The organism is Campylobacter devanensis (assembly GCF_002139915.1).
GTDB lineage: Bacteria > Campylobacterota > Campylobacteria > Campylobacterales > Campylobacteraceae > Campylobacter > Campylobacter devanensis.
On sequence record NZ_CP018788.1, the window covers coordinates 1491965 to 1504630 of the forward strand.

At 32.6% G+C, this 12666-nt stretch carries 15 protein-coding genes; 9 read left to right on the plus strand and 6 right to left on the minus strand.

From position 1 onward, the window contains the following. Positions 1–2 precede the first annotated feature (2 nt). The 4 genes from gmhB to gmhA are packed head-to-tail and all read left to right on the plus strand — an operon-like array spanning position 3 to position 3405. Positions 3–500, plus strand: a complete 498-nt coding sequence (gene gmhB / locus CIGN_RS07510; RefSeq protein WP_086226590.1) for a D-glycero-beta-D-manno-heptose 1,7-bisphosphate 7-phosphatase — start codon at positions 3–5, stop codon at positions 498–500. Further along, the gene (gene rfaD / locus CIGN_RS07515) at positions 497–1462 is read left to right on the plus strand and encodes an ADP-glyceromanno-heptose 6-epimerase (RefSeq protein WP_086233548.1); all 966 of its coding nucleotides are present in this window, start codon (positions 497–499) and stop codon (positions 1460–1462) included. The genes gmhB and rfaD overlap by 4 nt, the downstream gene beginning before the upstream one ends. Then, the gene (gene rfaE1, locus CIGN_RS07520) at positions 1462–2838 is read left to right on the plus strand and encodes a D-glycero-beta-D-manno-heptose-7-phosphate kinase (protein ID WP_086303081.1); all 1377 of its coding nucleotides are present in this window, start codon (positions 1462–1464) and stop codon (positions 2836–2838) included. The genes rfaD and rfaE1 overlap by 1 nt, the downstream gene beginning before the upstream one ends. Positions 2839–2847: 9 nt before the next feature. Beyond that, a complete protein-coding gene (gene gmhA, locus CIGN_RS07525) occupies positions 2848–3405 on the plus strand; it encodes a D-sedoheptulose 7-phosphate isomerase (RefSeq protein WP_086303083.1) in 558 nt (185 codons plus the stop codon). A 7-nt stretch (positions 3406–3412) separates the two neighbouring features. On the opposite strand, the gene CIGN_RS07530 is transcribed toward gmhA, so the two are convergent. Genes CIGN_RS07530 through waaC form a run of 5 tightly spaced genes read right to left on the minus strand, consistent with a single transcriptional unit; the run spans position 3413 to position 8264 of the window. After that, positions 3413–4333: a glycosyltransferase family 9 protein gene (locus tag CIGN_RS07530; RefSeq protein WP_086289454.1), complete on the minus strand. Its 921-nt coding sequence runs from the start codon at positions 4331–4333 to the stop codon at positions 3413–3415. Next, positions 4317–5339 carry a glycosyltransferase family 4 protein gene (locus CIGN_RS07535; protein ID WP_086303085.1) on the minus strand — a complete coding sequence of 341 codons (1023 nt, stop codon included), beginning with the start codon at positions 5337–5339 and terminating at the stop codon, positions 4317–4319. Before CIGN_RS07535 ends, CIGN_RS07530 begins: the two co-directional genes overlap by 17 nt. Before the next feature lie 36 nt (positions 5340–5375). Then, complete coding sequence (locus CIGN_RS07540) at positions 5376–6446, minus strand: glycosyltransferase family 9 protein (protein ID WP_086303087.1); 1071 nt, start codon at positions 6444–6446, stop codon at positions 5376–5378. Then, complete coding sequence (locus CIGN_RS07545) at positions 6443–7306, minus strand: lipid A biosynthesis lauroyl acyltransferase (RefSeq protein WP_086303089.1); 864 nt, start codon at positions 7304–7306, stop codon at positions 6443–6445. The genes CIGN_RS07540 and CIGN_RS07545 overlap by 4 nt, the downstream gene beginning before the upstream one ends. After that, on the minus strand, positions 7299–8264 hold the full coding sequence (gene waaC, locus CIGN_RS07550; protein WP_086303091.1) for a lipopolysaccharide heptosyltransferase I: 966 nt from the start codon (positions 8262–8264) through the stop codon (positions 7299–7301). Before waaC ends, CIGN_RS07545 begins: the two co-directional genes overlap by 8 nt. 60 nt (positions 8265–8324) lie before the next feature. Here waaC and CIGN_RS07555 point away from each other — a divergent pair, with 60 nt between their 5' ends. The 5 genes from CIGN_RS07555 to galE all read left to right on the plus strand — a co-directional run bounded on the left by CIGN_RS07555 (position 8325) and on the right by galE (position 11759). Then, entirely contained in the window at positions 8325–9134 is an 810-nt protein-coding gene (locus tag CIGN_RS07555; protein WP_086232659.1) for a 3'-5' exonuclease, read from the plus strand. Further along, the gene (locus CIGN_RS07560) at positions 9131–9946 is read left to right on the plus strand and encodes a DNA ligase (protein ID WP_086303093.1); all 816 of its coding nucleotides are present in this window, start codon (positions 9131–9133) and stop codon (positions 9944–9946) included. Before CIGN_RS07555 ends, CIGN_RS07560 begins: the two co-directional genes overlap by 4 nt. After that, positions 9947–10186: a hypothetical protein gene (locus CIGN_RS07565; RefSeq protein ID WP_086225290.1), complete on the plus strand. Its 240-nt coding sequence runs from the start codon at positions 9947–9949 to the stop codon at positions 10184–10186. Further along, positions 10167–10646, plus strand: coding sequence for a UDP-4-amino-4,6-dideoxy-N-acetyl-beta-L-altrosamine N-acetyltransferase (pseH, locus tag CIGN_RS07570; RefSeq protein WP_086303095.1), 480 nt, complete (start codon positions 10167–10169; stop codon positions 10644–10646). The genes CIGN_RS07565 and pseH overlap by 20 nt, the downstream gene beginning before the upstream one ends. A gap of 123 nt (positions 10647–10769) precedes the next feature. Beyond that, positions 10770–11759 carry a UDP-glucose 4-epimerase GalE gene (gene galE / locus CIGN_RS07575; RefSeq protein WP_086303097.1) on the plus strand — a complete coding sequence of 330 codons (990 nt, stop codon included), beginning with the start codon at positions 10770–10772 and terminating at the stop codon, positions 11757–11759. Between the two features lie 164 nt (positions 11760–11923). Here galE and sodB read toward each other — a convergent pair whose 3' ends face one another. After that, the gene (sodB, locus tag CIGN_RS07580; RefSeq protein WP_086234771.1) at positions 11924–12574 is read right to left on the minus strand and encodes a superoxide dismutase [Fe]; all 651 of its coding nucleotides are present in this window, start codon (positions 12572–12574) and stop codon (positions 11924–11926) included. Between the last annotated feature and the right edge of the window lie 92 nt (positions 12575–12666).

Genomic DNA, 12666 nt, shown 5'->3' on the forward strand with positions numbered 1-12666 from the left:
CTATGGAAAAGATTAAAGCACTATTTTTAGATCGTGACGGGGTGATAAATAAAGATCCTGGTTATGTTTATCGTATAGAAGATTTTGAGTTTATGCCTGGAATTTTTGAGGCTTTGGCTGGATTTATGATGCTTGGATATGAGATTTTTGTAGTTACAAATCAATCTGGAATTGGTAGGGGATATTATAGTGAAGATGATTTTGCAAAGCTTAGCAAGTATATGATTGATGAGTTTAAATCTTATGGTATTGAGATTAAAAAAATATACCATTGCCCTCACACTCCAAGCGATGATTGTAATTGCAGAAAGCCTAAACCTGGAATGATATTGCAGGCTTTAGATGAATTTAATATTAGTTTAAAAGATTCATTAATGATAGGAGATAAGCCAAGCGATTTAGAATCAGCACGAAGAGCTGGAGTAGAAAAAGGCTATTTAATCGGCGATGAATTTAAAAGCGTATTAGAAGTTTTAGAGCATATAAAAGGACAAAAATGAAGATATTAATAACTGGTGGAGCTGGATTTATAGGATCAAATTTGGCTAAATATTTTATGGATAAACATGAGGTTTTAGTAGTGGATAAATTTCGCTCTAATGAGACTTTTAGCAATGGAAATTTAAAAAGCTTTGGTCATTATAAAAATTTGATCGGCTTTAAAGGCCAAATTCATTGCGGAGATATATGCGATAGAGATACTATTAAAAAGATGAGAGAGTTTAAGCCCGATGTGATATATCATGAGGCTGCTATCTCTGATACTACGGTGGCTGAACAAGATGAGATAATGAGGGTGAATTTAAATTCATTTAAAGATATTATTGATATTGCTTATGAAAATGGCTCAAAGCTAATATATGCTAGTAGCGGTGCTACATATGGAGATGCACCAAGCCCACAAAGTGTAGGCAAAGGCGAAAATCCTGGTAATGTATATGGATTTTCAAAGCTTATGATGGATGAAATGGGGCGTGAATTTAATGCTAAAACTGGACTTCATATTGTAGGGCTTAGATATTTTAATGTATATGGTGATGGGGAATTTTATAAAAACAAAACCGCATCTATGGTATTGCAGTTTGGGCTTCAAATTTTAAGTGGAAAAGCACCAAGGCTTTTTGAAGGTAGCGATAAGATAAAAAGAGATTTTATATATATACAAGATATAATCTTAGCCAATGAACTAGCTATAAATGGAGATAGTGGAGTCTATAATGTTGGCACTGGCAATGCTAGAAGTTTTCAAGATATTGCTGATATTTTACAGCGTGAGATTGGCGTAAATTTAGGTAATGAGTATATTGCTAATCCATTTGCATCACAGTATCAATTCTTTACACAAGCTGATATTGAGCCTACAAGAACTGGATTAAAATATGAGCCTAGGTGGAGCTTAGAAGATGCTATAAAAGACTATCTACCAGCAATAAAAAGAATTTATAATAGTGAGTTTAAATAATGGCTAAGGTTTTAGTAGTTGGGGATTTAATGATTGATCACTATATCTGGGGTAGTTGTGATCGCATTAGTCCAGAGGCTCCAGTGCAAGTAGTAAATATCAAAAATGAAACTAAAAGGCTTGGCGGCTGTGGTAATGTAGTATCAAATTTGATCGCTCTTGGTGCAGAAGTAGGCGTAGTAAGTGTAGTTGGCGATGATGATTTAGGTAAAGAAATTTTAGAGCTTTTAGATGCTCGTGGAGCTAAGGCTGAGTTAGTTCTATCTCAAAGTGGAAGAAAATCTAGCCAAAAAAGTCGTATAATGGTATCACATCAGCAAGTAATTAGGCTAGATACTGAGAGTATAAGTGATATAAATTGTGCTGATGAGATTGTCAATAAATTTGCAGATATTTTAGCTAGTTATGATATTGTTTTGCTAAGTGATTATGGTAAGGGTGTATTGAGTAATTACTTAACCAAGCAGATAATATCAATTGCTAAAAATAATCATAAGATGGTATTAGTAGATCCAAAGGGTAAGGATTATAGTAAATATAAAGGTGCGACACTTTTAACCCCAAATAAAAAAGAAGCAAGCGAGGCGTTAGGATTTTCTATAGATAGCGATGAAAACTTGGAATTGGCTTTAAAAAGTATGAAATTAAACTATGAATTAGAGTACTCTTTAATCACTCTTAGCGAAGATGGGATTGGGCTTTTAAGCGATGAGGTTAAGAAATTTCCAGCTCTTGCTAAAGAGGTTTTTGATGTAACCGGTGCTGGTGATAGCGTACTAGCTACTTTGGGTTATTGCTTAGCTAGCAAGATGAGCATAGAAGAGGCGATAGATAATGCAAATTTGGCCGCAGCAGTAGTTGTAGGTAAGGTAGGAAGTGCAGATGCAAGCTGGGGCGAAATAGAGAATCTAAAGAGTAAAAAAATTGGTTTTGAGCGTAAAATTGTCAAACTTGATGAGCTTTTAAAGGTTGATAGAAGTGGTAAAACTTTAGTATTTACCAATGGTTGCTTTGATATTATGCATATTGGTCATATCAGCTACTTACAAAAGGCTAAAATGCTTGGCGATATATTAGTAGTAGGATTAAATTCAGATAATTCAGTAAGAGAGTTAAAAGGCAAAGATAGGCCAGTAAATGTGCAATATGATAGGGCTGCGATGTTGTGTGCGATGGAGTTTGTCGATTTTGTCGTGATATTTGATGAGCTAACTCCACATGAGTTAATCAAAGCAATTAAACCTGATATATTAGTAAAAGGTGCAGACTATAAAGACAAAGAGATAGTAGGTAGTGAATTTGCTAAAAGAGTTGAGTTAATAGAGTTTATTGAGGGCAAAAGCACCACAAAAATAATAGAAAAAATCAAAAAATAAGAGGCTAAAATGAGTATATTTACAGATGAATTAAAAGCACATTTAGAGGTGGCAAATAGAGTTTTGTCCATAGATGAAGCGGTGATGAGTGTAGCAAATACAGTAGTAGCAACGCTAAAAAACTCAAATAAAATTTTAATTTGTGGTAATGGAGGAAGCGCAGCTGATGCACAACACTTTGCAGCAGAACTAACTGGTAGATATAAGAGCGAGAGAATCTCTCTTCCAGCAATTGCATTAACTACTGATACTTCAGCGCTTACTGCAATTGGTAATGACTATGGATATGATGAAGTTTTTGCAAGACAGCTTAGTGGCGTAGGAAATAGCGGAGATTTGCTAATAGGTATAAGTACAAGTGGTAATAGCAAAAATGTATTAAAGGCATTTGAGATTGCAAAACAAAAGGGCATTAAAACCATAGGATTAAGTGGCAGAGATGGTGGAGCAATGAATGAGTTATGCGATATAAATGTAATTGTGCCTTCTAATGATACAGCTAGAATTCAAGAGATGCATATCTTAATAATTCACACTATTTGCGCTGCAGTAGATAGAGCGTTTTGAGTTTAAATTATATAATTTGTCTAGCTAGCTCTAATGCAAGGGCTGGCTTTAGCTCTTTCATACACTCATGAGAGCCTAGCGGACAGACTCTTTTCATACATGGCATACATGGCAAATTTAGATGTGCTAGTCTTGCTTTTGGGTTATTATATGGGCTAGTTCTAGTAAAGTTAGTTGGGCCAAATAGTGCAACTGTTGGCACCTTAAAAGCAGCTGCGATATGCATTGGTCCGCTATCATTAGTAATAAAAAGCCCAAGTCCAGCAATATAACTAGCTAACTCTTTTATACTAGTTTTACCACAAAGATTTATATGTGATATACCGCTTTTAGTCAAAATATGGCTAATCTCATCGCAAATCTCTATCTCGCCATTTCCACCAAAAATCAAAATATCAAATTTATCTGCTAACTCCATAGCAACCTGAGCAAAATAGCTAGGATACCATCTTTTAGCACTTCCATATGTTGCGCCTGGATTTAGTCCTAGAGTCGGCCTAGTATAAATTTGTGGAGTAAAGCTTAGCTCCATTTCATTAGTTAAAATACCAATATTAAGGGCTTTTGAACTAAAATTTAGATAATCAACTACTAAATGGTCACTTTTATTAATTGGCCTATATACTCCACTTTTTGGAGCGTGAATAAAAAATGCCAAAGCCTTTGAAGCTAGATGACTTCTAAAGCTGATAAATGCATCAAATTTAGGCTGGGATTTGGCTAATTTATATAGATATGCTAGGCGAAATTTGGATTTTTTGGACTCATCTATTATAATATCGCCAAGATTAGCAAATAGAGCTGTACTAGCCGCAGAGCCAAAAAATGTTAGCTTTGCATCTTTAAAATTTGCCCTAATATTTGCAATAGCAGCACTACTCATTACCCCATCGCCAAGCCATGTTGGCAACTCAATGAATACTCTCACCAATAACCTTTAAAATTTCATTTAGATTCTTTTCAACGCTAAATTCACGTGCTAATTCGCTATTTTGCCCTGAAATCTCTAAAAGTAGATCATGATCTGTTAGCAAAAGATTTATATATTCATCTATACTTTGATCACTAGCATCCTTCATAATAAACTCACTACCTAAAATCTCACTAGCTCCATTTTGTTCAGTAGTAAAACACGCACAACCATAGCTAAGTGCTTCTAAGAGTTGATTGCTAAATGAGTTATAATGCGATGGCAAAACGAATATATCAGCTGCTTCATAGTAGTGATTCATTATAGTTTGAGATGGACGGAAAATAACTGTAACACCAAGATTTTGGGCAATTTTTCTATATTTTAAAACAGCTTTATCGCTACCGATAATAAGCGCATTTACCTTGGTCTCCAAACGACTTAAAAGCTCAATAAATTCCCTAGCTCCATCAATCCTAAAATTATCTGATACAAATAGTATAATTGGCAATTCCATATTAAGCCCAAGCTCATTACATAAACGCATCTTGGCTCTGCCTTTTTGGATTTGAATTGGAGGTGTGATTCCTGGATAAATAGTAACTAATTTATTTGGGTCTAGATTATAAACAGTCTCTAATCCAAAGCGAGTTAGATTTGAATTTGCTATAATTTTAGTAGCGTTTTGGACACATTTTTTCTCAATTTGACCAGCGATAAAATTTGAAAAGCTTAAAAACCAAAATTTATAAAGCTTTTTATAAATTTTTTGTACACCATCATTGGCTAAATATATATCAGCACTATCAAATCTATCTAAACAGATATAAAACTCATTGCCCTTTTGCTTTTTGGCTATATTATTGATTTTAAGCGGCCTCAGTAGGCTAGTTTTATCTTTAATGCCACTATAATTTTTAGATATAGTAGTATATTTGAGCGAATTTAAAGCAGCTTTTAAGCGCTCGATAAACCTCTGATTTTTGCTAGAAAAGCTTATTTCTAAGATTGATATATTTTTCATTTTTTGATTTTAACATAGCTAGGCTTATAAATTGGTTTATTTATTTAAATTTTGTTGACTTTGTGTAATAAAATGGTTTTTTATTTCATTTTTTATCCAGTTAATATCTAAACTATTTAAGCATTCACTCACGCCAGAATTATTGCACCCTTCTAGACCGCATGGGACGCACTTTAAATTATTTTGAATTACAGTGTGAATACCCATTTTTTGAATCCCGCCTTTGCTTTGATAGAGGCTTTTGGATTTTGAATTATCCCATGGACCCCAAGCAGATGTATAACTAGGCCCAAAAATAGCTATACACGGCACATCATTGGCTGCAGCCATATGCATTATAGCAGTATCGGTGCCGATATATAGCTTTGATTTAGAGCTTAAAAATGCCACTTCATCTAAGCTTAAATTTCCCATAAATACAATTGGGCTTGAGCTACAAAGCGATAAAATATTTTTCATTTTGCTTATCTCATTTGGATTTTTATCACAGGTTAGCACAACTCTTTTATCTAGCTCAATTTCGCAAAAATCAATAATTTTAGCTACTGCTTCATTGCTTAAACACTTATAATCAAACCTAGCCATAGGATGAATATGGATAAAATAATCTGGTAAATTTAAATCATAATTATTAAAATATAAATTTACTTTAGTAGTAATAATATCTTTACCCAAAGCATTAATGGCAGATAAATTTTGCATTACGATATGGCCGTTTGATTTGGATTCGTGAGTTATGAGTTTGTTTAGAATTTGGTTTGTTCCTTTGCGTGATACTATGGTTTTAGCTCCGCTAAATTTAGCTAAGAATATCCCACGATCGCTAGTTTCAGTATTTATTACTATATCAAATTTCTCTTTTCTTAACTCTAAGGCGTATTTTAACTCAAGCCAAATTCGCTTAAATATATTAGATTTTTTAATAGTGCCTCTATCATAGATATGGATTTTATCAATTTGTGGATTATTTTGTATTACTGCTTGAGTTCCTTGATTTAAAGCAAAGTGTATAGAAGCATTAGGATAATGGGTTTTAAGATTAGCAACTAATGGCGTAGTTAAAAGCACATCGCCTATAAATCTAAATTTAATAATTAAAATTTTCATTTGTAAATCTCTGGGTAGAACTGTTTAAATTTCTTATGCATCCAAAAGTACTCATCTGGCTTGCTTTTTATCATATCTTGAGTAGCGCTACTTTGGGCTTGTGTGGCTTGTTTGATTTTATCGCCATTTAGTTGATTGATATCTATTGGGTCATAAAAGCTAATCTCATTTTTATCGCCAACTCTTTTGATAAAAGCTGGGATTATTATTGCATTAAGCTTAGCAGCAAAGATACTAGCAGCATGCGTGTGCGAAATACGATTAGAAAAAAACTCACACTCTACTCCATCTCTAATATCTACATTTTGATCAACTAAAATACCAAGAAGCCTTCTATTTTGCAATGCTTTCATAATCGCTCTTGCACCACCACTTTTAGGAATTACTTCTATATTAAATCTACTTCTATTTTTGCTTAAAATTCTATCCATCACAGGACTATCAAGGTTTCTGCCTACAATGCTTACAGGGCCAAATTTAGCTGCCATCGCAAGGCTAAAAAGCTCCCAATTGCCATAATGTGCAGTGGTGATGATAATTGGACGATCTTTGAATTTATCTAAAATTTGAGCATTTTTAAATTCAACTTTAGATAAAATTTGCTCTTTTGTGTTATTTTGATTGCGTAAAAACTCCACGCCAAAGTGGGCAAAATTGCGATAAGTTTGTAAAATAATCTCTTCTATATTCTCAAATTTACACATTTTTAGATTGGTTCGCATTATATTTGTATGTTTTTTATCAAATTTATAAAAGCATTTTGCAAGTAGATCAAAAAATATATTTTGAATAGCTTTTGGAGTGTAGATTGCGATAAATCTAAGCATATAATATAGCCATAAATATAAAAAATCAACCATTTAAAAGCTCAGAATTTAAAATATTTTTTGCTAAATTTGCTATATTAATTGGTGATATCTCATTTATGCAGTAATCGCTCTTATCTATATTTCTTGCATCGATTTTTTTGCCTGTATCAATAGTATGATTTATAGGCGTGATAAAGCTATTTCTATGGCTTGGTCGATTTCCAAAAAGAGTGATACTAGCTCTATTTTGAGCCCAAGCTAGATGAGTTATACCGCTATCATTGCCAATTACAAGTCCTACGCTTTGCATAAAATCTATTACCTTAGATAAACTCATAGGACTAAGTACTTTAGCATGAGTATTATAAGCAATTTTACTAGCAAGTTCATACTCTTTAGCATTTGCTGATATGATATTAATCTCATAATCTTTTAGCAAATTTATAACTTCATTAAACTTATCATAGCATTTGCTCATTTCGCTTGCAAATGGTGCTATTAAAATAGTTTTAGATGGTTTAGGCTTTACATTTGAGATGAAACAAGCAGATTTTTGCTTGATATCATTATCATTAAAGCTAAAGCCCAAAGCAGCACTAGCAAGAGCTAAATTTCGCCTTATAATATTCTCATTATAATCAATTTTAAACTTACTCTTATAAAATATAGAAGCTAACGGTTCTTTTATGCTATTTTTATCAAATCCAGCTATATTGCTACCTAAAACTTTAGCTACAAGGGCTGATTTTATAAGGCCTTGAAAATCTATAATAAGATCAAAATGATTACTAAATTCTCTAAGAATTTTAAAACTTTTAATAAATTTTTTATCCTTTAAAGGAAGTGTGATAACATCAACGCCATCTAAAAGATGAACAATACTACTAAATTTTTCATCTACAAACCAGCTAATTTTAGCATCTTTAAAATGCTTTTTGATAAATTGCACAACAATGCTTGTATGAACTATATCACCAAGAGCCGAGAGTCTAATAATTGCTATTTTCAACTAATTTTCCAAGATTTTTTGCTATTATTTTATCTAAATTTGATTAAAAGTTGGTAATTTATGAGCGGTTATATATGCGTATTTGATTGTGAGACTGTGCCTGATTGTGATTCTTTAAGAGAGGCTTATGGTTATGAAGGTGACGATAAGAGCGTAGCACAAATGGCACTTGAGGCGCAAAAAGAGCTAAGTGGAAGTGAGTTTTTGCCAGTTTGTTTTCATAAAGTAGTAACTATTAGTGCAGTAATAGCTGATGAGTTTGGTAGATTTAAAAGAGTATCTACAATTGCTGGAGATAGTGAAGAGAAAAAAATAGCTGAATTTATTAAATTTATAAATGAGCATAATCCTAGACTTGTAAGTTATAATGGTAGAGGCTTTGATCTGCCTATGCTGATGATAAGAGCGATGCGTTATAATATAGAAGCTAGTGAGTATTTTAACACCAATGATAGGGCTAATGGCAAGGATAAATGGTGCAATTATAGAAGTAGGTATGATGGAGTTTTTCATCTTGATTTGCTTGATCATATTAGCGATTTTAAGACTGTAAGCGGGCTAAAGCTAGATCTGCTTTGTGCTAGTTTAAATCTGCCTGGTAAATATGATGTTTGTGGCGATGAGGTTATGAACTTATACTATAATGGAGAGCAAGATAAAATTGATGAATATTGTGAATCTGATACGCTAAATACATATTGGTTATTTTTAAAATATGAATTATTGCGTGGCAGGTTAAATTTAGATGATTATGCTAATTATTTAAGCTTGATGAATGAGTATCTAAACACCCAAAAATCAGATATGAGTTATAGCATAGTATTTGATAGATATATAAAAAATGAACTTGATAGATTAGGGCGTAGATGATTAGGATATGTTTATTAATTTGGCTAGTTTGTTCTAGTGCTTTTTCTTCTGTAATGCTTCTTAAAGAGTATAAAGATGAAAATCTAACTGGATGGATGATGAGCGAAAAATATGATGGCGTGCGTGCTATTTGGGATGGCAAGGAGTTAAAAAGTCGTAATGGTAATATAATTAATGCACCATCTAGCTTTATAGCTCAATTGCCAGATTTTGCACTTGATGGAGAGCTGTGGAGCAATAGAGGAGAGTTTGAGCTAATTGCTTCTATAGTACTAGATAAAAATCCTGATATGAAAGCATGGCAAAATATTAAGTATATGGTATTTGATCTACCTAAATTTGATGGAAATTTAAGTGATAAAATGGCCTATTTAGAAGAGTTTTTAAGCCTAAATCCAAGTAGTTTTATAAAAGTTGTAAAGCAAACTTATATTCAAAACAATCTCCATGCTTTTGCCTTTTTAGATGAGATTGTAAGTAAATGTGGCGAAGGTATAGTAGTTCGTGATCCAAATGCATCATATATAAGTGGCCGAAGCGATAAAATACTAAAATTAAAAAAGTGGAATGATAGTGAGTGTCAAATAGTAGCTATAAATAATGGTAAAGGTAAGTATGAAGGTGCTATGGGTTCAGTAGATTGTGTAGATATTTTTAGTAAAATTAAATTTAAAATTGGATCTGGATTTAGTGATGAAATACGAAAAAATCCCCCAAAAATAGGCACCATAATCACATATAAATTTCAAAATCTAACCAATAATAATAAGCCAAGATTTCCAGTATTTTTACGAATTAAAAGAGGTGAATAGATGAAAAAAATTATATTTTTATGCGTATTGATCGTTAGCTTAAATGCACTAATGCTATATGAGCCAAAAACAAAAGAGCAAAAAGAGGGCTACAGATATGGTCAGACGATGCGAATGCTAGGTATGGGCAAATGGGAGTGTGATAGGAAATTTAAAAATATCGATAATGAAAAACTAGAGTGGTGCGAGTATGGTTGGGTTGATAAAAGTGAGGAAATAGATGCTAGAAAGCTTGATTAATGGTATAAAGCTTGTCAATTTTACTAGCTTAGATACTAAAGAGATAAAGATGATTTATAATTGGCGAAACAACCCTAAAATTGCTAGCTATATGATAAATAAAAGTATAGAGTGGAATGAGCATATAAGATTTATAGATACTCTTAGTAGTTCTAATGATAAAATATATTTTTTAGCTTATAAAGATGATTTAGCAATTGGAGTGATCTCATTTGTAAATATCTCTAAAAACTCTTGTGAATTTGGGATATATGCTAGTCCAGATTTGCGTGGTATGGGCGATTTGCTTATGGAAGTGGTTGTAGATTATGCGTTTAATAGGCTGTGTGTTAAAGAGATTTTAGCTAAAGCTTTTATAGATAATTTAAGAGCTATAACGCTTTATAAAAAATTTGAATTTAATATAATTAAAAAGGATAAAGATATGGTATATTTTAGTCGTAAAAAAGATAACATTTAATATAAGATCTCTTTGCCAAAAAGACTTTTAGCATAATCTAATCCAATAAATTAAATAAAAGTCAAATTTATAGCCAAGATAGGAGTTAAATTGGCTATAATATTGCAAATTTAAGGAGTAGAAATGAATATTTTGATAACTGGTGGTGCTGGATATATTGGTTCGCATGTATTAAAAGCTTTATTAGAACGTGCAGCTGATAAGATAACTGTAATTGATAATTTTTATAGTGGTTCACAAGATGCATTAGTAGCGCTTGAGAGTGTAGGCAAATTTGATTTTATCAAATGCGATTTAGCAGATACTGCTCATCTTAAAGAGATTTTTGCTTCGCATAAATTTGATGCTATTATACATTTTGCTGCGTATATAGAGGTGTTTGAGAGTATGCAAAATCCATTAAAATACTATCTAAACAATACTGCAAATACAGCAAATCTTATTAATCTTGCGGTGGAATTTGGCGTAGAGAAGTTTATATTTAGCTCTACAGCTGCAACTTATGGTGAGCCAAAAGATGGAGTAGTATGTGAAAATAGCCCACAAAATCCTATAAATCCATATGGTACATCAAAGCTAATGAGTGAGCAAATTTTAAAAGACGCAGCCGCTGCAAATAGCAAATTTAAGTATGGAATTTTAAGATATTTTAATGTCGCAGGCGCTTCAAGCGACTCTTTAATCGGTCAAAACTATCCAAACGCAACTCATTTAATTAAAGTTGCTACACAAACAATAACTGGCAAAAGAGCAAATATGAGTATTTTTGGGCGTGATTATGATACTAAAGATGGAACTTGTATTAGAGATTATATTCATATCGAAGACCTTGCTAGTGCACATTTAGCGGTTTTGGATTATTTAAATAGCAATGATAGTGATATCTTTAATGTCGGATATGGGCATGGATTTAGCGTACTTGAGGTTATAAATACTGCTAAGAAAATAAGCGGTGTGGATTTTGAAGTAATAGATGCGCCAAGACGCTTAGGCGATCCTGCTGTGCTTATAGCAGATTCATCTAAGCTTAGAAATCTTACATCTTGGAAGCCTAAAAAGGATAATCTAAAGACTATAATTGCCTCAGCACTTGCATGGGAGAAAAAGATTTAAATTTGTTATATATTGCGATCTTGCTTGCAAAAGTGATAAATAATTTTAAATTTTTAGCTCCAGCAAAGTTGGAGCTAAATCTCAAATAATATAATGGCTTTACCATCTTTGTGATAAAAATAAATTTTTATCTATTTTCTAGCCAAATTTAGTATTTAAAATGATTAATTACAACCGCAATGTCCGCAGCAACTAGCTACTGGATGAAGCTCATCGATGTAGAATTTAACTGAGTTTAATCCCTCTTTTTTCGCCCATTCGTAAGCTGTGCTTACAAAATCCCAGTTGATATTTTCATAAAATTTTTCTAAATACGCTGGACGAGCATTGCGACTATCAATGTAATATGCATGCTCCCATACATCTACTACAAGTAGTGGCACTAGACCATCAGTTACTGGAGTAGCAGCATTTGAAGTATTTTTAATCTCTAGTTTGCTTGTGTTTGGGTTATAAACTAGCCATGTCCAGCCTGAGCCAAAAAGTGTAGTAGCAGAGCTGATAAATTCAGCTTTAAAGTCTTTAAAATCGCTTTTTAAAGCTGCTTCAAGCTCACTGCTTTTATCGCTTTTTTTCGCTATACAATCCCAGTAAAAATCGTGATTATACACTTGTGCAGCATTATTAAATAATCCGCCTTGTGAATTTACAAGTACATCAAATAGACTAGCTTTAGCTAGGTCGCTATCTTTTGTTAGATTATTGTAATTATTTACATATGTTTGGTGGTGTTTGCCATGGTGATAATCACAGGCTTCTTTACTCACTACTGCGTTGGAATTTGGGTCAAATGGTAGGTTTCTTAACTCTAACATATTTTATCCTTTGATTAAATTTGAGATTTGAAATTATAGCCTAAAATATTAAATAAGAGTATAAAACTCTTAAATAAATTTACAAATATGGC